General features: G+C 53.5%; 20 protein-coding genes. 9 read left to right on the top strand and 11 right to left on the bottom strand.

Features of this window, described 5'->3' with window-relative positions:
- Positions 1-4 precede the first annotated feature (4 nt).
- Positions 5-676, bottom strand: a complete 672-nt coding sequence (locus PZBJ_RS20990; RefSeq protein WP_167391208.1) for a gamma-glutamylcyclotransferase — start codon at positions 674-676, stop codon at positions 5-7.
- A gap of 237 nt (positions 677-913) precedes the next feature.
- On the bottom strand, positions 914-1,144 hold the full coding sequence (gene chaB, locus PZBJ_RS20985; protein ID WP_101764116.1) for a putative cation transport regulator ChaB: 231 nt from the start codon (positions 1,142-1,144) through the stop codon (positions 914-916).
- A 367-nt stretch (positions 1,145-1,511) separates the two neighbouring features.
- Between chaB and chaA the strand changes: the two genes are divergently transcribed.
- Positions 1,512-2,597 (top strand): sodium-potassium/proton antiporter ChaA, encoded by a 1,086-nt coding sequence (chaA, locus tag PZBJ_RS20980; protein ID WP_101764115.1) that lies wholly within the window; start codon positions 1,512-1,514, stop codon positions 2,595-2,597.
- A 119-nt stretch (positions 2,598-2,716) separates the two neighbouring features.
- Here chaA and kdsA read toward each other — a convergent pair whose 3' ends face one another.
- The 6 genes from kdsA to hemA are packed head-to-tail and all read right to left on the bottom strand — an operon-like array spanning position 2,717 to position 8,033.
- Positions 2,717-3,571: a 3-deoxy-8-phosphooctulonate synthase gene (gene kdsA / locus PZBJ_RS20975; protein WP_101764114.1), complete on the bottom strand. Its 855-nt coding sequence runs from the start codon at positions 3,569-3,571 to the stop codon at positions 2,717-2,719.
- Between the two features lie 35 nt (positions 3,572-3,606).
- Positions 3,607-4,416 carry an invasion regulator SirB1 gene (sirB1, locus tag PZBJ_RS20970; protein ID WP_101764113.1) on the bottom strand — a complete coding sequence of 270 codons (810 nt, stop codon included), beginning with the start codon at positions 4,414-4,416 and terminating at the stop codon, positions 3,607-3,609.
- The gene (locus tag PZBJ_RS20965) at positions 4,413-4,811 is read right to left on the bottom strand and encodes a SirB2 family protein (protein ID WP_101764112.1); all 399 of its coding nucleotides are present in this window, start codon (positions 4,809-4,811) and stop codon (positions 4,413-4,415) included. The genes sirB1 and PZBJ_RS20965 overlap by 4 nt, the downstream gene beginning before the upstream one ends.
- Positions 4,812-4,813: 2 nt before the next feature.
- A complete protein-coding gene (gene prmC / locus PZBJ_RS20960) occupies positions 4,814-5,653 on the bottom strand; it encodes a peptide chain release factor N(5)-glutamine methyltransferase (RefSeq protein ID WP_101764111.1) in 840 nt (279 codons plus the stop codon).
- The gene (gene prfA, locus PZBJ_RS20955; protein WP_101764110.1) at positions 5,653-6,735 is read right to left on the bottom strand and encodes a peptide chain release factor 1; all 1,083 of its coding nucleotides are present in this window, start codon (positions 6,733-6,735) and stop codon (positions 5,653-5,655) included. The genes prmC and prfA overlap by 1 nt, the downstream gene beginning before the upstream one ends.
- Before the next feature lie 41 nt (positions 6,736-6,776).
- Positions 6,777-8,033 carry a glutamyl-tRNA reductase gene (gene hemA / locus PZBJ_RS20950; protein WP_061718543.1) on the bottom strand — a complete coding sequence of 419 codons (1,257 nt, stop codon included), beginning with the start codon at positions 8,031-8,033 and terminating at the stop codon, positions 6,777-6,779.
- 216 nt (positions 8,034-8,249) lie between these two features.
- On the opposite strand from hemA, the gene lolB reads away from it, so the two are divergent.
- The 4 genes from lolB to PZBJ_RS20930 all read left to right on the top strand — a co-directional run bounded on the left by lolB (position 8,250) and on the right by PZBJ_RS20930 (position 12,214).
- Complete coding sequence (lolB, locus tag PZBJ_RS20945) at positions 8,250-8,873, top strand: lipoprotein insertase outer membrane protein LolB (protein WP_101764109.1); 624 nt, start codon at positions 8,250-8,252, stop codon at positions 8,871-8,873.
- Positions 8,870-9,739: a 4-(cytidine 5'-diphospho)-2-C-methyl-D-erythritol kinase gene (gene ispE / locus PZBJ_RS20940; RefSeq protein WP_101764108.1), complete on the top strand. Its 870-nt coding sequence runs from the start codon at positions 8,870-8,872 to the stop codon at positions 9,737-9,739. The genes lolB and ispE overlap by 4 nt, the downstream gene beginning before the upstream one ends.
- Before the next feature lie 124 nt (positions 9,740-9,863).
- Entirely contained in the window at positions 9,864-10,811 is a 948-nt protein-coding gene (prs, locus tag PZBJ_RS20935; RefSeq protein WP_006118899.1) for a ribose-phosphate diphosphokinase, read from the top strand.
- Positions 10,812-11,038: 227 nt separating this feature from the next.
- On the top strand, positions 11,039-12,214 hold the full coding sequence (locus PZBJ_RS20930; protein ID WP_101764107.1) for a GGDEF domain-containing protein: 1,176 nt from the start codon (positions 11,039-11,041) through the stop codon (positions 12,212-12,214).
- On the opposite strand, the gene ychH is transcribed toward PZBJ_RS20930, so the two are convergent.
- Positions 12,211-12,486 (bottom strand): stress-induced protein YchH, encoded by a 276-nt coding sequence (gene ychH / locus PZBJ_RS20925; RefSeq protein ID WP_061723496.1) that lies wholly within the window; start codon positions 12,484-12,486, stop codon positions 12,211-12,213. The two genes, PZBJ_RS20930 and ychH, sit on opposite strands and share 4 nt — an antisense overlap.
- A 257-nt stretch (positions 12,487-12,743) precedes the next feature.
- Here ychH and pth point away from each other — a divergent pair, with 257 nt between their 5' ends.
- Together pth and ychF are read left to right on the top strand one after the other, a co-directional pair.
- On the top strand, positions 12,744-13,331 hold the full coding sequence (pth, locus tag PZBJ_RS20920) for an aminoacyl-tRNA hydrolase (protein WP_008107639.1): 588 nt from the start codon (positions 12,744-12,746) through the stop codon (positions 13,329-13,331).
- A gap of 111 nt (positions 13,332-13,442) precedes the next feature.
- On the top strand, positions 13,443-14,534 hold the full coding sequence (gene ychF / locus PZBJ_RS20915; RefSeq protein WP_101764106.1) for a redox-regulated ATPase YchF: 1,092 nt from the start codon (positions 13,443-13,445) through the stop codon (positions 14,532-14,534).
- 69 nt (positions 14,535-14,603) lie between these two features.
- Here the strand turns inward: ychF and PZBJ_RS20910 are convergent, their stop codons facing one another.
- Entirely contained in the window at positions 14,604-15,839 is a 1,236-nt protein-coding gene (locus tag PZBJ_RS20910; RefSeq protein WP_101764105.1) for an MFS transporter, read from the bottom strand.
- 62 nt (positions 15,840-15,901) lie between these two features.
- Positions 15,902-16,855: a sugar phosphate isomerase/epimerase family protein gene (locus PZBJ_RS20905; protein WP_101764104.1), complete on the bottom strand. Its 954-nt coding sequence runs from the start codon at positions 16,853-16,855 to the stop codon at positions 15,902-15,904.
- A gap of 323 nt (positions 16,856-17,178) precedes the next feature.
- Between PZBJ_RS20905 and PZBJ_RS20900 the strand changes: the two genes are divergently transcribed.
- Positions 17,179-18,060: an SIS domain-containing protein gene (locus PZBJ_RS20900; RefSeq protein WP_101764103.1), complete on the top strand. Its 882-nt coding sequence runs from the start codon at positions 17,179-17,181 to the stop codon at positions 18,058-18,060.
- An 11-nt stretch (positions 18,061-18,071) separates the two neighbouring features.
- Positions 18,072-19,004, top strand: a complete 933-nt coding sequence (locus PZBJ_RS20895) for a ribokinase (protein ID WP_101764102.1) — start codon at positions 18,072-18,074, stop codon at positions 19,002-19,004.
- Positions 19,005-19,040: the final 36 nt, after the last annotated feature.

The following is a 19,040-nucleotide window of genomic DNA, read 5'->3' as shown; positions in this document are numbered from 1 at the left end:
CGTATCAGCGCGCTGCCAAATGACTCTGCAGCGCTCTGACATCTGCTGCCAGGCGCGTCAATGCCGCTTCCTGCATGCCACGTTTGCCTAGCTCCTGCTCCAGCGCGTAGAGGTATTGTGCGTTGGTGCCGAGCGGACCGCTGGCCTGGGCAATCAACGGCGCAATGGTGCTGCGGCAGGAATCGGTTTCATACAGCGGATGACGTGGATCCATGATAAACACCAGCGCGGTAACGTTGCGTCCATCCTCCAGCTCCAGTTCACACCAGGTTGGCAGATAGCAGCCAGTAATCATTTCACGCTTCCACAGCAGCTCCAGCTCATCATGCAAACGCGATTCCGGTAAGCGGAACGCCAGTCCGCTGGTGGAACCGCCCTCTTTCAGCGCCAGCATGCGGCCAGGCGCGGTTACGGTGCCGCGACCGGCAATTAGACGCAGGCAAAACGCACGGTGCCAGCCCTCTAAACGACCCGGTGCCACTTCGGCCGCTTCAAAAATGGGATTCCACATCAGCGAGCCGTAGCCAAAAATCCACACCGGGCTTTGGTCAGGACGACAGGCCAGCGTCGCGGACAGCGATGCCGCACGCTTTTCACAGCTCCAGAACAGCGCTTCATCAATATCGCCAAACGATGTTTTACAATCTGCTTTTAACAAAAATTCCCGCGTTAACACTGTGGTCTCCTCTACTACGCTGACATCTTGCCGGTGTGGTTCCTCAAAACTGATGTCTAAAGGCGACGCTCATTGCATCGTCTTAAGAGAAGACATTAATTCATTTTTAACAAAACATTCAAGATTGACCCCGATCACAAAAGGGAAATTCTGTGTAAATAGCATCGGCTGCCTGGTGAGGAACTTGAATGGCGAAGGGAAAAGTGCGAGGCGGGCCGCACCGGCCCGCAAGACAAACTAGTTTTTAGGGTGCCACTTGTCATCGTCACCTTTCGAGTACTCGTGCTTGACTGCTGCCCAGGCGACTTTGTGTGCCACCTCTTCGCGCGACTCATCGCCACGCCGGTCGTCGGGATCTTTGTATTGGTCCCAGGCGCTGTTAAAGGCCTTTTGATAGATGGTTTGTGCGTGAGCCGGCAGGACATGACGCACGCTGTCTGGCAGCTCTTTGTTTGATGAATAAGGCATATTTCCTCCTGTTTCATACCCAGGGTTTAAGTCTGGATCATCTGGGTCAAAACGCAAACTGGTACTTTTACTGGCAGATGGCGTAAAACAGGTTTAAACCTCTATAAACTTCACCCTATACGACGATTAACCAGACCAATCTCACCTTTAATTGGGTGAGTGACTCATGCAACATAATGAATACAGGCGTTAATCCAGCGATAACACACTCTTTTGCCGTGTTATGCATAATAAACGCTTTTGGTAAAATCGCGTAAAGTCACAGCAGCACAGCTGATGAAAAGTTACACTGCGTTACGTCAGAAAACTCATTATATTTATCAGGCAATGATTGCCTGCTTTGTACTTTTTCCGGAGAGGATGGTAAATGCCTGGACATGAGAAAACCCGCCATACCGAGTACTCACTGATTTTCCCCGTTGCTGCGCTGGCGGTGCTGAGCTTCTTCGGCAACCAGACAGCGCTTCTGCCGGTTATCGGCATCAACCTGTTGGCATTAGTTGCCATTCTGTTTAGCGCCTTCAGCGTGGTGCGTCACGCCGACGTGCTGGCACACCGTTTAGGCGAACCTTATGGCTCGCTGATTCTCAGTCTTTCCGTCGTCATACTTGAAGTGAGTCTGATCTCCGCGCTGATGGCCACCGGCGATGCCGCGCCCGCGCTAATGCGCGACACGCTCTACTCGATCATCATGATTGTGACCGCCGGTTTAGTCGGCTTTGCCCTGCTGCTGGGCGGACGCAAGTTTGCCACGCAGTACGTTAATCTGGCGGGCGTAAAACAGTACATGATCGCCATTTTCCCGCTGGCGATTCTGGTACTGGTGTTCCCCAATGCGTTACCTGGCGGTAACTTCACGACTACGCAGGCGCTGATCATCGCGGCGATTTCTGCGGCCATGTACGGCGTATTCCTGCTGATTCAAACCAAAACCCACCAAAGCCTGTTCGTTTATGAGCATGAAGATGATGGCGACGATCCGCACCACGGTAAGCCTTCTGCGCACAGCTCGTTGTGGCACACCGCATGGCTGATCGTGCATCTGATTGCGGTGATTAGCGTGACCAAGATGAACGCCAATCCGCTGGAAAGTCTGCTGACAGAACTGAACGCCCCGGCGCAGTTCACCGGCTTCCTGGTGGCGCTGTTGATCCTGTCGCCGGAAGGTTTAGGTGCAATCAAAGCGGTACTGATGAATCAAGTCCAGCGTGCTATGAATCTGTTCTTCGGTTCGGTGCTGGCGACCATTTCACTGACGGTGCCTGCAGTGACCATCATCGCTACCCTGACCGACCAGCAATTGGTGTTCGGCCTTGAGCCACCGCAGATGGTGATCATGAGCGCCGTGCTGATCCTGTGTCACATCTCGTTCTCAACGGGCCGCACCAACGTGTTAAACGGTGCCGCGCATCTGGCACTGTTTGCCGGGTATTTGTTGACGATTATGCTGTAAGACTAGCGGTCGGCATAAATGCCAACCATACGGAAATCGTGCATGTTGTAGGATCGCCATAAATGGCGACAAGCCAATAAAAAAGGCGCCATCGGCGCCTTTTTCACATTTCAAAACAATCAGTTGCTGGTATCCAGCTCTGGGAAGCTCTTCACCAGATCGTCGATTGCTTTCATCTGCACCAGGAAGGGTTCCAGCTTATCCAGCGGCAGCGCGGATGGACCGTCGCATTTGGCGCTGTTTGGCTCTGGGTGCGCTTCGATGAACAGGCCAGCAATGCCAACCGCCATGCCGGCACGCGCCAGCTCGGCGACCTGCGCACGACGACCGCCTGACGCAGCGCCGAACGGATCGCGCGTTTGCAGCGCGTGGGTAACGTCGAAGATCACTGGGCTATTTTGGGTGACGTTCTTCATCACGTTGAAGCCGAGCATATCGACAACCAGGTTGTCATAGCCGAAGTTGCTGCCGCGATCGCACAGGATAACCTGATCGTTGCCGCCTTCGACGAATTTGTCGTAGATGTTACCCATCTGGCCTGGGCTAACAAACTGGGGCTTCTTGACGTTGATTACCGCGCCGGTTTTCGCCATCGCTTCCACCAAATCGGTCTGACGCGCGAGGAAGGCCGGCAGCTGAATCACATCAACCACGTCAGCCACCGGCTGCGCCTGCGATGCTTCATGCACATCGGTGATGATTTTCACGCCGAAAGCCTGCTTCAGCTCCTGGAAAATCTTCATTCCCTCTTCCAGGCCAGGACCACGATAGGATTTGATTGAAGAGCGGTTCGCTTTATCAAAAGAGGCTTTGAATACGTAAGGGATCCCGAGTTTGTCGGTGACCTCAACGTAGTGTTCGCAGATGCGCATGGCGAGATCGCGCGATTCCAGCACGTTCATGCCGCCGAAGAGAACGAATGGCAGATCGTTTGCGACCTTGATATCGCCGATATTCACTACTTTCTGTGTCATGCCCTTTCCTTTCCTTTCCTTTTATCGGGTAACGCTTAATGCAGCGTTACCTGTTTCTGTTCAATTGCGTGAATCTGCACTTTAATCATCTCGCTGACCGGATCTTCAGGACACTGTTCAACGAAATAGGTCAAATCATTCAGCGCGATGTGTTCACACTCTAATTGCGCGTAAATCAAACCACGGTCGCGAATCTCGTAAGGATCGTCAGGATCGATCTGCAGCAGCACTTTGCTGACGTTCAGCGCCAGCTCCATCTGCTTCTCTTCCATCAGCGCGGATTTCAAGGTGTCGAGCATCTTGCGCATCACGTTGATGGTCTTGGCTTCGTCGAGATCGTCGTTATACAGCTTAGCGGTTGGGCTGATGTTGCCTTTCAGCCACACTTCCAGCGTATGCGTATCAAGCGTTTCGCCGTTGAACGGGTTGATCAGCCACATTTCGCCATCTAACCAGTCGGCACGCAGAATCAGCTGTGTCGGGAAAATCACCGGCATCAGCGGCAATTCCAGCTCATCGGCGATGTGCAGCAGGATCACGCCCAGCGACACCGCCGTGCCCTGACGGCTCTTCAGGACTTTGTCGATCCACAGCGCGTCGGAGAGATTGTAGACGCCGCTGGCGCCGCCAAATCCCCACTGACGATAGAACAGCTCCAGCAGCTTACCCAGCTGCAAATCGGCGTCCTGTTCGCTGCTGACAAACTCACGGGCTTCATCTACCAGCGCCGCCAACTGTTGTTGCACAGAAGGCGCGGAAAAATCATTGCGTATGGCGCATGTGGCACCAATCACCGCTTCACTCAACGGTGTTTTACTGTAATCGAGTTGCTCTGGCGAGGTCATACAATCCCCAATAACGGCATTTTGGTCATCGCCAGCTTAATCACAAACAGCAACGCTACGATTGCAATCAGGAAGGCGATCCAACGTGTCCCCATTTTACGTGGGCGACGGCTCAATGCCACGGAACCTAAGGCGATGTAGATAATAACCGCTAACAGCTTCTCCGTCAGCCAGCTTCCTTGCGGTGTGAACGGATAAAAATGCGTAATCATCACCAGCAGCGCACCGCTTAACAGCAAAAAGGTGTCGTTAACGTGCGGCGCAATGCGCACCCAGCGGCGTTGCAGCATCGCTGAGCCGGTGGTTTGCCAGTAGAAGCGCAGCAAAAACAGACAAATCGTCAGCGCGACGGTCAGCAAGTGAAAATGTTTAATCAGGGGATACCAGCTCGCCATCGTTATTCCTTATTAAAAAATTGTCCTAGTGTGACGCGCGGATTACCGCCGTAATCGTCAACGGTGCTCACCGCCTGATAACCATGCTGCGTCATGATGGCGCGCACGGCATCACCTTGCTGCCAGCCATGTTCCAGCAGCAGCCAGCCGCCAGCGTGCAGCCAGTGCGGTGCGGTGTGAATGATAAAACGTAAATCGGCCAAACCCTGATCGTCCGCCACTAACGCGCTGCGCGGTTCAAAGCGCACGTCGCCCTGCTGCAGATGTTCATCGGCGGCATCAATATAGGGGGGATTACTGACAATCAGATCAAAACGTTGGGCGGGAAGATCGTTAAACCAGTTGCTGAGGATGAAGCGGGCGTTATCAATGTGCAGACGCTGCGCATTGTCCTGCGCCAGTTCCACCGCCGCCGCGATGCGATCGCAGCCGATAACCTGGCAGCCTGGCCGTTCGCTGGCCAGCGCCAGCGCAATCGCGCCGGTGCCGGTGCCTAAATCCAGCAGTGAAGTCGCGGCGGCAGGCAGATGCGCCAGCGCTTGCTCCACCAGCACTTCGGTGTCCGGACGCGGGATCAGCGTGGCATCACTGACGCGCAACGGCAGCGACCAGAATTCACGCTCGCCGACCAGATGCGCAATCGGCTCGCCGTTGACGCGGCGCGCCAGCAGCGCATTCAGTTGTTCCAGCTGCTGCGCGTCCAGTTCCGCATCGTCAAAGGCAATCAGCCAACTGCGCGCTTTGCCCGTCACAAAACCCAGCAATATTTCCGCATCGCGCTTCGGGCTGTCGCCGCCACAGAGCGCTACCACAGCCTGCTGTAGCCAGCGACGGATGATCATTAATCCTGTCCAGCCAGCGCGGCCAGCTGATCGGCTTGATACTCCTGCACAATCGGCTCTATCAGCGCATCCAGCTTGCCTTCCATCACCTCATCGAGACGGTAAACCGTGAGGTTGATGCGGTGATCGGTGACGCGGCCCTGCGGGAAGTTGTAGGTGCGGTTACGATCCGAACGGTCGCCGCTGCCGAGCAGGTTACGACGCGTCGAAGCTTCAGCGGCATTACGCTTTGCCGTTTCCGCCGCGTGAATACGCGCACCCAACACCGCCAAGGCTTTGGCTTTGTTTTTGTGCTGTGAACGTTCGTCCTGACACTCCACCACAATGCCAGTTGGCAAGTGGGTGATACGAATCGCGGAATCGGTGGTGTTAACGTGCTGACCACCGGCACCGGAAGAACGGAAGGTGTCGATTTTCAAATCGCCGGCGTTGATTTCCGGCATTTCCGCTTCGGGCAGTTCCGGCATGACCGCAACGGTACAAGCCGAGGTGTGAATACGGCCCTGCGATTCGGTTTCTGGCACGCGCTGTACGCGATGGCCGCCCGATTCAAACTTAAAGCGGCCATACGCGCCATCGCCGATGATGCGGGCGATCACTTCTTTATAGCCGCCGTGCTCACCTTCGTTGGCGCTGATGATCTCAACCTGCCAGCGACGCGCTTCGGCGTAACGGCTGTACATACGGAACAGATCGCCGGCAAAAATCGCCGCTTCATCACCGCCGGTACCGGCGCGCACTTCGACAAAGCACGAACGTTCATCGTCGGGATCTTTCGGCAGCAGCAGCACTTGCAGCTGTTGTTCCAGCGCTTCACGCTTCTCGCGTGACAGCTTTAATTCTTCCTGCGCCATCTCGCGCATTTCCGGGTCTTCCAGCATCATTTCGGCAGTTTCAACGTCTTCCTGCACCTGCTGCCATTCGCGGAAACAACGGGTGACGTCGCTAAGCTGGGCATATTCGCGTGATAACGCACGGAAACGATCCTGATCGGCAATCACGCCGGCATCGCCCAGCAACGCTTCCACTTCCTCGTGGCGTTCCTGGAGCGCTTCCAGCTTGGCAACAATAGAGCTCTTCATGTAATAGCGGGTATCCCAGTGATAGGTCGTGACTGACCAGATTACTCTAAACCGAGGCTGTCACGTAAGATCTGCAGGCGTTCGCTGTCGCCGTCGCGCGCGGCCTGCTGCAGTGATTTGGTTGGTGCATGAATTAAACGGTTGGTCAGCTTGTGTGCCAGTTCCTGTAGCACTTTTTCGGCGTCAGCGCCCTGCTGCAGCGCGGCCAGCGCGCGTTCCTGTAACTCGGCGCGCACCTGATCGGCCTGCGAACGGTATTCACGGATGGTCTCAACCGCGCTTTGCGCGCGCAGCCAGGCCATAAATTCGCCGCTCTCCTGCACCACAATGCTTTCAGCCTGCACGGCGGCGGCTTTGCGCTGCGCCATGTTCTGCTCGATGATCGCTTGCAGATCATCAACGCTGTAGAGATAGGCGTTCGCCAGCTTGCCCACTTCCGGCTCGACATCGCGCGGTACGGCGATATCCACCAGCAGCATCGGCTGATTGCGACGTGCTTTCAGCGCGCGCTCCACCATCCCTTTACCGATAATCGGCAGCGGGCTGGCGGTGGAAGAGATAATGATGTCGGCATCGGCCAGACGGGTTTCGATATCGCCGAGGCCAATCACTTCTGCCCCCACTTCATCGGCCAGCAGCTGTGCGCGTTCGCGGGTGCGGTTGGCGATCATCAGCTTCTTAACGGAGTGTTCGCGCAGATGACGCGCCACTAACTCGATGGTTTCACCAGCGCCGACCAGCAGCACGTTAACGGTGCTGAGCGATTCAAAAATTTGACGCGCCAGTGAACAGGCAGCGAAGGCGACCGATACGGCGCTGGCGCCAATCTCGGTTTCGGTGCGCACACGCTTGGCCACCGAGAAGGTTTTCTGGAACATGCGCTCCAGTTCACTGCTCAGCGCGTGGTCGCGTGACGAATCAACAAAAGCTTTTTTAACCTGACCTAAAATCTGTGGTTCACCCAACACCAGTGAATCCAGCCCGCTGGCCACGCGCATCAGATGGCTAACCGCCGCGTTATCCTGATGCCAGTAGAGGCTGTTGCGCACATCCTCTTCACGCAGATCGTGATAGTCACACAGCCAACGCACCAGCTTCTCCTGCAGGTCGGCTTGCTGCTCTACACTGAGGTAGAGTTCTGTACGGTTGCAGGTCGAAAGGACCACACCGCTCTGCACCATCGGCTGGGACAGCAGGCTATTCAGCGCCAGTTCCAGCGTGTCTGGTGTAAACGCAACGCGTTCGCGTAGCGCAACAGGTGCAGTTTTGTGGTTGATTCCGAGTGCAAGCAGCGTCATGTGATTCGGGTTGGGATATCCCAAGTGTTGTCAGGGTTTTGTGCAGCGCATTCTACAAGATGCCACAGGTCAAGAAAAGCCATACAAAGCCTATGACAGTAATAAGATTAAACTGATCGTGCGCAATTATTGCCATAACAGCATTGACGGCTTACATGCGGATGGTTAGCGTTACCGGTTACGAAGTAAAAACGTGTCTGAGGAGATGACCACGTGATGCATTTGCCCCCGCGCAAGTTACTGCGCCTTTTACCCCTTGCCAGCGTGTTACTGGCTGCATGTACCATTAACAAACCACAAGGTCCGGGCCCAAGCACCACGTCACCGCAATGGCAGCAGCATCAGCAAGCCGTGGCGAAAATCAGCCAGTATCAGACGCGCGGTGCGTTCGCTTACCTGTCGGATAAGCAAAAAGTGTATGCACGCTTTAACTGGCAGCAAACCGCTGCGGATCGCTATCGCCTGCTGCTGACCAATCCGCTGGGCAGCACCGAATTGCAGTTGGATGCACAAGGTTCCGTGGTGCAGATCGTGGATAACAAAGGCAAGCGCTACGTGAGTAACGATGCCGAGAAGATGATTTCACAGCTTACCGGCATGGATATCCCGCTCGCCAATCTGCGTCAGTGGATGATGGGCTTGCCGGGCGATGCCAGCGATTATCAGCTGAATAACAACTACCAGCTGCAAAGCCTGAACTACAGCCGCAACGGTCAGCAGTGGAAAGTGAACATTTCTGATTACGACAGCAAAGTGAATCCGCCGCTGCCAGCGAATCTGGAGCTGTCTGAAGGCGGTCAGCGCATCAAATTACGCATGGATAGCTGGACCACTCAATGATCACCACGTGGCCCGCGCCAGCAAAACTGAATCTGTTCCTGTATATCACTGGCCGTCGTGCTGACGGCTACCACAATCTGCAAACGCTGTTTCAGTTCCTCGATTACGGTGACACGCTGGAAATCACACCGGACAGCAGCGGCAAGATAACGCTGCTGACGCCGCTGACTGGCGTGTCGGATGACGAGAACCTGATTGTGCGTGCTGCGCAGGCGTTAAAAACCGTTGCCGCTGCGCGTGGCACCTTGCCCGCGCAGGCCGGTGCCAGCATCGCGCTGGAGAAGGTTTTGCCGATGGGCGGCGGGCTTGGCGGCGGCTCTTCAGATGCGGCAACGGTGTTAGTGGCGCTGAATCATCTGTGGCAAACCGGATTAAGTGTTGCTGAGCTGGCGACGATTGGTATCAAACTGGGCGCGGATGTGCCAGTGTTTATTGGAGGTCATGCGGCCTTTGCAGAAGGCGTGGGCGAACTGTTGCAGCCGGCTGAACCGGCAGAAAAATGGTATCTGGTGGCGCATCCAGGCGTGAGCATCGCGACGCCAGATCTGTTCTGCGATCCCGAACTGACGCGCGATTCACCAATCCGCACATTAGATGAACTGTTACAGCGTCCTTTTCACAATGATTGTGAGGCTGTGGCAAGAAAACGTTTTCGTAAGGTTGATGAGCTGCTTTCCTGGCTGCTAGAATACGCGCCGTCGCGCCTGACTGGGACCGGAGCTTGTGTGTTTGCTGAATTTGACACCGAATCCGACGCACGTCAGGTGCTGGAGCTTGCCCCGAAATGGATTTGCGGATTTGTGGCGCGCGGGCTTAACCTCTCGCCGTTACAGCGCACACTTTCTGGGCTAAAAGCGTCTACGTGACAGTGTCACCCGTTCCAGACACTGCATGTTGCGCATTAACACACCCGTATGAACATGCTCTTTGGTATTCGCCGGTTACTCTAGAGCCGTTCATTCTCTGGACGCCAAGCCTGAGGTTCTTCTCGTGCCTGATATGAAGCTATTTGCTGGTAACGCCACCCCGGAACTAGCACAACGTATTGCCAACCGCCTTTACACTAGCCTCGGAGACGCCGCTGTTGGCCGTTTCAGTGATGGTGAAGTAAGTGTACAGATTAACGAAAATGTACGCGGTGGTGATATTTTCATCATCCAGTCCACCTGTGCCCCCACCAACGATAATCTGATGGAGCTGGTTGTGATGGTCGACGCCTTGCGTCGGGCTTCTGCTGGTCGTATTACTGCTGTCATTCCTTACTTTGGCTATGCGCGTCAGGACCGCCGTGTGCGTTCTGCTCGTGTACCGATCACCGCCAAAGTGGTTGCCGATTTCCTTTCTAGCGTGGGCGTTGACCGTGTTCTCACCGTTGACCTGCATGCTGAACAGATTCAGGGCTTCTTTGATGTCCCGGTGGATAACGTCTTCGGCAGCCCAATCCTGCTGGAAGATATGCTGCAAATTGGCCTGGAAAATCCCATTGTAGTTTCCCCAGACATCGGTGGCGTAGTGCGTGCCCGCGCCATCGCCAAACTGCTCAACGATACCGATATGGCTATCATCGACAAACGCCGCCCGCGCGCGAACGTTTCTCAGGTGATGCACATTATTGGTGACGTTGCGGGTCGTGACTGTGTACTGGTCGACGATATGATCGACACCGGCGGTACGCTGTGCAAAGCGGCTGAAGCGTTGAAAGAGCGCGGCGCGAAACGTGTTTTCGCTTACGCTACTCACCCGATCTTCTCCGGCAACGCGGTGGAAAACCTGCGTAAGTCGGTGATTGACCAGGTGATTGTCTGCGATACCATTCCGCTGTCTGAAGAGATGAAATCTCTGCCAAACGTGCGTACTTTGACGCTGTCTGGCATGTTGGCCGAAGCGATTCGTCGTATCAGCAACGAAGAATCAATCTCCGCGATGTTTGAGCATTAATTCATCGCGTGAAACCGGGCCTCGTGCCCGGTTTTTCTTTGCACCCGGCCCTCAATCTGACTCACCGATTAAGCCACTTTCCCCATTGATATTTGCGCGATAAATTTCGTTAAATCTCGCTATTCTCGCTGCCATCCACTCTTTTCCATCAACTCGCATTGCCGCCCTTTAGCGCTCCAATAATTAATGGTATTTTCTTCCCCACTTTTTTAAGAGCTCCGACCACTATGACTCTCGACCTCTACACACTGTTTGTTTGCGAGCTCTTTGTGCTGGGGTTTTTGAGTATCATTTTGATTTTTGCCTGGGTCGGTGCGCAGTACGATCGCGTATTGGGCTGCACCACGCTGGCGCTGGTTTTAACCCTGGCGGCGGTGTTCCTTAGCAGCTTACGCAGTGCGGGATTCCATTTTTTACCGGTCGCGGTCGGCAACGTCATGCTGTTGCTGGCTTATGGCAATCTGCTCAATGCCTTCCGCATCTTCTGCGGAAAAGCGATTGGCCTCAGCTGGTTAGGCGGCGGTTTGTTGTGGGCGATTTTGTGCCTGTTCCCCGCGTTTTATCACAGCCAGCCGAAGCGCGTGCTGGTGGTTTGCCTGCTGTGCATCATCTATACCGGCGCGCTAATCCGCTTGCTGTGGCGCGTGCGCGCGTCGTTGACCGTCACCTTCTGGCCGGCGCAAATCCTGCTATGGATCCATTTGCTGTTTCACGTGGCGCGTATCTTTCTGGACGATGCGGTGGCGACGCCGGTGCGCGGTGCGATTGGCGGTTCCACCTTCTCAGTGTATGTGATTCTTGAATCCATTCTGTGTGTTATTGGCCTGAGTTTCACCATTCTGGCAATGGTCAACGAGCGCACGCAAATCGCCCACAAGCTGGCATCAATGCACGATCCGCTCACCAGCGTGTGGAACCGTCGCGCGCTATTCGAGCAGGCCGATAAAATGTTATTGCGCAGCGCGCGACAGTCACAACACTTTGTCTATAGCGCGGTGCTGTTCGATCTGGACCATTTTAAAAGCATCAATGACCGTTTCGGCCATCAGCAAGGCGATCAAGTGTTAATCGATTTTTGTCAGGTGGTGCAGGCGTTGATGCCAGAGAGTGGACATTTTGCCCGTTTGGGTGGCGAGGAGTTTGCTGCGATCATTCCCGGCGATGCCGAGCAGGCGCAGCGGGTATGTGAACGTATCCGTTTGGCGACACAGCTGTCGCAACCTAACGACGTGCGTTATACCGTCAGCATCGGCTTTGCCACCGCGCTGCAGCCCGGCGAACCTTTCCCGCTGTTGCTGGCGCTGGCCGATGAAGCGTTGTACCGTGCAAAAGCCAGCGGCCGTAACCGCATCGAACGTTATCTCGCGCAGTTACAGCCGCTACAGCAAACCGTACTCACTTAATGTGATGAGTGATTGCGACGGCAACGCTTATCGCCGTAATGACGTAACCAGTAATAACGATCTTCCACGCGCTCACGTCCGCTGACGCGCGCGCCCACCAGCCACAGTAAAGCGCCAACAAAGATGCTGAACATCGCACCGTGCGCAAGGAATTGCGGCAGGTTGAGTGAAGGAAGCTGGTTGATAATGGAATAGCCGACGCCTAATACCATCGTCAGTAAACCCAAACACATCAAACCGTTACCTACAAAGCGGCAATTTTGACGTTTCATGATCCACCTCCATCCTTTTAAAAGCAAAACAGCACGTATGGTTAACTAGCCATAAGCTTAGACAATACCTGCCGCTTAAGTTGCGTACAGGATCACATATCCTTCACAACCTTTGACAAATCTTTACCGCCAGCGCCTTGATTTCGATAGAAAATGATTAGTCACGTAGAGACATTATCTGTGGCGCGTGGCCTTTGTCATCCGTGCCGCCAGGCAGTAAACTATCGCCCTTTCCGCAGCAAGACAGGATAAACATCGTGAGCAGCATTAAACTGATTGTGGGGCTGGCCAATCCCGGCGCTGAATACGCCGCAACCCGCCATAACGCTGGCGCCTGGTATGTCGATTTACTGGCGAGCCGCAACAATCAGTCGTTAAAAGACGAGCCAAAGTTTTATGGCTACACCGCGCGCCTGTCGCTGGCGGGAGAAGATGTGCGCCTGCTGGTGCCCACCACTTTTATGAATCTCAGCGGCAAAGCGGTGGCGGCGATGGCGACTTTTTATCGCATTGCGCCAGAAGAGATTTTGGTAGCGCACGATGAGCTGGATTTACCGCCGGGCGTGGCGAAATTCAAGCAAGGTGGCGGCCACGGCGGCCATAACGGCCTGAAAGACATCATCAGCAAGCTGGGCAACAACAATAATTTTCACCGTTTACGCGTGGGTATTGGCCATCCTGGCGACCGCAATAAAGTGACCGGTTTCGTGCTGGGTAAGCCGCCAGCCAGCGAACAAAAGCTGATTGATGATGCCGTAGACGAAGCGGTGCGCTGCACCGAACTGTGGCTGAAAGAAGACAAGATTAAGGCGATGAACCGCCTGCACGCGTTCAAGGCGGGCTAAGGCCAATTCCCGCGCCGCAGAAGGCAATTCTGTGTATAATGCGCGAAATTTTTTGAATCTGTCGGCGCTATTGAACAGCGCTGCGCACTCAGTGAGAAAGGTAATCAGACCATGGGATTTAAATGCGGTATTGTGGGCCTGCCGAACGTCGGTAAATCCACCCTGTTCAACGCGCTGACTAAAGCGGGTATCGAAGCAGCCAACTTTCCGTTCTGCACCATCGAGCCAAACACCGGTGTGGTACCAATGCCCGATCTGCGCCTCGATCAGCTGAGCGAGATTGTTAAGCCACAGCGCGTCGTGCCCACCACCATGGAATTCGTCGATATCGCCGGTCTGGTGAAAGGCGCGTCCAAAGGTGAAGGCCTGGGCAACCAGTTCCTGACTAACATCCGTGAAACCGAAGCCATCGGTCACGTGGTGCGCTGCTTTGAAAACGACAACATCATCCACGTTGCCGGTAAAGTTAACCCGGCGGAAGATATTGACGTCATCAACACCGAGCTGGCGCTGTCGGATCTCGACACCTGCGAACGTGCGATTCAGCGTTGCCAGAAGAAAGCAAAAGGCGGCGACAAAGATGCCAAAGCCGAGCTGGCTGCGCTGGAGAAGTGCCTGCCGCATCTGTCAGAAGCGGGCATGCTGCGCGCACTGAATCTGGATGCTGACGAGAAAGCGGCCATCCGCTACCTCAGCTTCCTGACGCTGAAGCCAACCATGTACATCGCTAACGTCAACGAAGACGGTTTCGAAAACAATTCGTACCTCGATCAGGTGCGCGCGATCGCCGAAGCCGAAGGTTCGGTGGTGGTGCCAGTGTGTGCTGCCGTTGAATCTGATATCGCTGAGCTGGAAGATGACGAACGCGACGAGTTCATGGCTGAACTGGGTCTGGAAGAGCCGGGCCTGAACCGCGTGATCCGCGCCGGTTATGCGCTGCTCAACCTGCAAACCTACTTCACCGCAGGCGTGAAAGAAGTGCGTGCATGGACCATTCCTGTCGGCGCCACCGCGCCACAGGCGGCGGGTAAAATCCATACCGACTTCGAGAAAGGCTTTATCCGCGCTCAGACCATCGCGTTTGAAGATTTCGTTGCGTTTAAAGGCGAACAAGGCGCAAAAGAAGCCGGTAAAATGCGCTCAGAAGGTAAAGAGTACATCGTTAAAGATGGCGATGTGATGAACTTCTTGTTCAACGTCTAATCTCTTAATCGCAATAAAAAGCCCAGTTAATTAACTGGGCTTTTTTTTATAACGAAAATCTCACGTCTTTCAGGCCGCTTTATCCGTCATCGCCACCCGCGCATCCAGCTCTTCAGGCGTTTTCAGGAATGGCGTCAATACACCGCTCAGAACATAAAGCCCGGCATAAATCCCCAGCACCCCGCCCGCGCCCAGCGATGAGTAGAACAGCGCGGTGATGGCAGGAGCTATAAACGCGCCGAGACCTGCGCCCAGATTCAGCACCGACATTGCCGCGCCTTTGCTGTCCGGGGCCAGCAACGGGAACAGCGCCGACAGCGGCACATAACCCGCCATGGTAATGCCGCACAGGCACAACACGAACGCCATCACATAGAAGTTGTGGCCCAGCACCTGCGGCACGGCCCAGACCAAAATCAGCACCGCGGCATAACCAAAGCCACCGACCCACATAATAGTGGTACGCCAGCCAAACTTATCGCCAAAGAAACCAAAGAACAAGTTGGCGAAAATCGCCACCAGGAACACCGCCGACCACATATGCAACCATTCGGTTTTACTGTAGCCGAAACTGATCAGATAGAGCGGCAGGAAGGTCGCCAGGCCATATTGGGCGATGCCGTTTACCGATTTCACCACCAATCCCATCGCAATCACCGGACGCTGCAGAATGGTGATGCCTTTAATTAACTCCGCCGCGCTGAAAGGATGAATTTCAGATGCCGGTACCACGTCGCGGTTCACCCAAATGCCTAACACGGAGCCGACGACCACAAATACCATGCCGACCCACAGCACATGAATTTCGCCCATCACCGGCAATGCCAGCGAGGAGAAGAACGGACCGATGACGCTCAAACCCAGCGAGAAGGTAAACCAGAACCAACCCACTGCGGTAGAACGGCGCTCCACCGGCGTGCTGTAGTTAATCCAGATGAGAAACGAGTAGGCAAACAGTGGATAACCGATGCCGCGAATGGCATAAAACGGCAGCATCCAGGCCATGTGCATGGTCTTGAGGCCAACGCCGATAAACCCGATACTGCCGATAACAAAGGTGATCAACCCATACAGCATCACTTTGCGCGGGCCGAGGGTTTGCACCAGTACGCCGGTCACCCAGGCCGCCAGCGTCACGGTGACACCGTATGCGGTGATCAGATAAGAGGCTTGCGCGACAGACAGCCCTTTATCCACCAGCCAGATGGCAATCCACGCTTGTTCTACACCATCGCCGATCATGAATATCGCGAGGCCGATATAGCCCCAAAGCAAGTTTTTAGGCAAACCTATTTTGTCGAACATAGTTTCCCCCGTGTCAGACACTGACTGGTGGTAGTTAATAGAGGTAAGTTTTGATTTTGTTTTTATTCAGCGATGATTTTCATCAGCATGCCCTGCACTTTCAGCGCATCCTGGCTTTTAATCAGCTGATCGATTTCATCAATGCTCAGACGATCAATAAAGCTGGAGAGCGCTTTATACATGCGAATGTTTTGCGCGCATTCGGCAACCGGATCTTCACGGCTTGGGAAGGTATCGAAATAGATCAGGCCGCTGAAGTTAACGCGTTTTGCGTAATAGATGTATTCCAGCGTCTGCATCAGGTGCACGGAACCCAGCATCAATCCATCATCAAAATGGCCATAACCATCATTTAGGTGGAAGCCCACCAGACGGTTTTTGCGTGCCGACTGGAACAGTGAGAAAGCGGGATTCTCTTTCTTCATGATCATGTGACAGAAATCGAGGGTAATACCAAGATTGTCGGAGCCTACATCATCAATCAGCATCAGCGTTGAAGAGACATCACCAATAAAGGAGAAGGTGCGCGGTTCATACGGCTTATATTCAAAACTGAATTGCATATCCGCGTGTGCCTGGGTCACGGTCTGTAATGCGCTGACCAGCCACTCATAGGCGCGGAAGTAATCCTGCTGGAATGGATAATCATAACCATCATAGCCAAACCACAGCGTGACGGTATTGCCGCCGAGGTATTTGCACATCTCTGCGGCTTCGAGGGTAATTTCGATCGCTTTTTTACGCAGTGCGGCATCAGGATTGGTGAATTCACCCTCGATGAACTCTTTGTTATAACGCAGTGCGATGCCGCCCACCTGCAAATTGTTATCGGCGATGGTCTGTTTAATCAGCGCTTTATCCTGACCAATAAAGTGTTCCGGATAATTCAGCTCAATATGCGTCAAGCCCGCAACGCTACCCATACGCGTAATAAGATCGCAAGTATCCATATTGTTCTTCGCCGCAAACAGATCGGCTCTGGAGCGAAATGAATTTATACGTGATGAGAATTTCATTTTTTAAATTACCTTTAATGGGATTTCCATGTTCTTATAAATGAGAATATTCATCAGGTAAATGCGATCAGCTAAATACTACCGCTAATAAAATAAACGGTAGATTTATAATAGTAAAAATTTTACTGCGAGTAAAATCATTGCAATACAACAGGTTAAATGGCCATTTTACTGTTAATGAAATAACAGTCGCAATAAGGATACTTTTATTTTACTAACAGTAAAATGCATCAGTAAAACGTTTTACAGCGTGTGATCCAGTTAACACTTTTCCCCTAACTGCCATGCTAGCTTAGCGACAACGTTTTTAATGAGCGCGCAAAATGCATAATCGACTTAAAGGCAATGAGATATTCCTGCTGGCTCGCACGCTTGCGCCTGAGCTGGGAAAAAAGGAGCGTTCAATTGCACGTTTTATTGACGACAATCCGCAGTCTTTATCTAAAATGTGCATCACTGATATTGCGAATTATCTGAATGTTAGCGTGTCGAGCATTACTAAAGTATCGAAGAAACTGGGTTTTACCGGTTTTCACGATCTGAAAATCAATATTGCCCGGCAAGTCAGCACGCAGGAAGATATTATCGATATTCCGGTAATCCCGGATTCAGAAAAATATGTCGAGCAGGTGATTGAAAGCACCTTTTTAAATTCGGTGCTGGCACTGCAGGATTCCCTGAGCGTGATTAACAGTGCCGTGATAAAAGCAGTGGCGTATCTGTTTATTAATAAACCAGAAAGCGCACGCATAGTTATTGCCGGGTGCGGTGGCTCAGGTTCTATCTGTGATGACTTCAATCATAAGCTGCTGAAGATCGGCATCTTCTCGTCGGTGTTTAGTGACAGCCACAAGCAGCTGATGACCGCCTCATTGATGCAACCCGGCGATCTCCTGCTGGCGATTTCTCACTCCGGCCAAACCACGGACATTATTCAGATGGTAAAAGCGGCGAATGAGAACGGCGCAGAAACCATCTGCCTGACCAATTATCCCAACAGCCCACTGAGTTTAATTGCCCGGCACTCGATTATCTCGTCGGTTAAAAACAATCCGATTACCGGAGAGAACGCCACCACGCGCATTGTGCATCTGAATATTCTGGATGCCATCTTTACCCTTATCGCCAGCAAGACCAGCGAAAAAAGTCAGACCAGTTTACACAACACCAGAAATGCGGTTGCGTCCAAGCGCACCGCCAATTAAGGGCCGAAATGATGAAACATAATATTGTTGTTATTGGCAGTCTTAACTACGACATTCTTGTCCAGCAGGATCGCCTGCCGGAAATTGGGGAGACGTTTACCGGCAACGAATTAATGTTGATGCCGGGCGGTAAAGGGGCAAACCAGGCGGTTCAGTGCGCCAAGCTGGGGCTGAACGTCAATATGGTGGGCTGTGTGGGCAATGATATTTATGGCAGCGAACTCATAAAATCACTGAATGAAAACGGCGTATCGGTAGATAACATTAGCCAGCGCGGAAAAACCTCCGGCATTGGCATCGTGCAGATTCTGGAATCCGGCGATTATTGCAGCACCATTATTAAGGGCGCAAACTACCTGATTAGCGAACCCGATATTCAAGATGGATTATTTAGCGATCGGCCTCTGTTAATCCTGCAGTCGGAAATTCCCGATCGTGTGGTTGAACGAGCCATCAGCGTGGCCCGCCGCCACGATTGCCAGATTTTGCTCAACAACGCGCCGGCGCGCGAAATCTCTCCGCAGGCGCTGAGTCAGGTCGATTTACTGGTGGTGAATGAGACCGAAGCCAGCTTTATGAGCAATACCGCTGTCACGTCGGTTAAGGAAGCGATGACCTGTGCGGCAGCGCTACAGCAGAAGGTGAATGGCCGGGTGATTATCACGCTGGGCGAGAAAGGCGCGGTGTTATCCGGTGATGCCGGTGCCAGACATTATCCTGCTGTGTTCTGTCCGGATGTGGTGGATACCACCGGCGCAGGGGATTCCTTTATTGGCGGCATCGCCTATTGCCTGGTGAACAACATCGCTCTGGAAGAAGCGATTCCTTTCGCGGCTGAAATCAGTTCCTGCTCAATCCAGAAATATGGCGGTCAGAGTTCTTTCCCGATGCTGCCTGATGTGGCGCACGCGCTGACGCAAAACCGCCAGCGCCTGTTTGGTTGAAAAATACGGACCTGAAGCTCTAAGCGGCACCTTTAC

Source organism: Pantoea endophytica (assembly GCF_002858935.1).
GTDB lineage: Bacteria > Pseudomonadota > Gammaproteobacteria > Enterobacterales > Enterobacteriaceae > Pantoea > Pantoea leporis.
The sequence above is the reverse complement of the archived record's forward strand: the minus strand, read 5'-3'. Positions and strand labels throughout refer to the sequence as shown.

Bases quoted from the DNA above. Each gene is read 5' to 3' on its own strand.
- chaB (WP_101764116.1), bottom strand. From the start codon at position 1,144: ATGCCTTATTCATCAAACAAAGAGCTGCCAGACAGCGTGCGTCATGTC.
- chaA (WP_101764115.1), top strand. From the start codon at position 1,512: ATGCCTGGACATGAGAAAACCCGCCATACCGAGTACTCACTGATTTTC.
- kdsA (WP_101764114.1), bottom strand. From the start codon at position 3,571: ATGACACAGAAAGTAGTGAATATCGGCGATATCAAGGTCGCAAACGAT.
- sirB1 (WP_101764113.1), bottom strand. From the start codon at position 4,416: ATGACCTCGCCAGAGCAACTCGATTACAGTAAAACACCGTTGAGTGAA.
- PZBJ_RS20965 (WP_101764112.1), bottom strand. From the start codon at position 4,811: ATGGCGAGCTGGTATCCCCTGATTAAACATTTTCACTTGCTGACCGTC.
- prmC (WP_101764111.1), bottom strand. From the start codon at position 5,653: ATGATCATCCGTCGCTGGCTACAGCAGGCTGTGGTAGCGCTCTGTGGC.
- prfA (WP_101764110.1), bottom strand. From the start codon at position 6,735: ATGAAGAGCTCTATTGTTGCCAAGCTGGAAGCGCTCCAGGAACGCCAC.
- hemA (WP_061718543.1), bottom strand. From the start codon at position 8,033: ATGACGCTGCTTGCACTCGGAATCAACCACAAAACTGCACCTGTTGCG.
- lolB (WP_101764109.1), top strand. From the start codon at position 8,250: ATGCATTTGCCCCCGCGCAAGTTACTGCGCCTTTTACCCCTTGCCAGC.
- ispE (WP_101764108.1), top strand. From the start codon at position 8,870: ATGATCACCACGTGGCCCGCGCCAGCAAAACTGAATCTGTTCCTGTAT.
- PZBJ_RS20930 (WP_101764107.1), top strand. From the start codon at position 11,039: ATGACTCTCGACCTCTACACACTGTTTGTTTGCGAGCTCTTTGTGCTG.
- ychH (WP_061723496.1), bottom strand. From the start codon at position 12,486: ATGAAACGTCAAAATTGCCGCTTTGTAGGTAACGGTTTGATGTGTTTG.
- ychF (WP_101764106.1), top strand. From the start codon at position 13,443: ATGGGATTTAAATGCGGTATTGTGGGCCTGCCGAACGTCGGTAAATCC.
- PZBJ_RS20910 (WP_101764105.1), bottom strand. From the start codon at position 15,839: ATGTTCGACAAAATAGGTTTGCCTAAAAACTTGCTTTGGGGCTATATC.
- PZBJ_RS20905 (WP_101764104.1), bottom strand. From the start codon at position 16,855: ATGAAATTCTCATCACGTATAAATTCATTTCGCTCCAGAGCCGATCTG.
- PZBJ_RS20900 (WP_101764103.1), top strand. From the start codon at position 17,179: ATGCATAATCGACTTAAAGGCAATGAGATATTCCTGCTGGCTCGCACG.
- PZBJ_RS20895 (WP_101764102.1), top strand. From the start codon at position 18,072: ATGAAACATAATATTGTTGTTATTGGCAGTCTTAACTACGACATTCTT.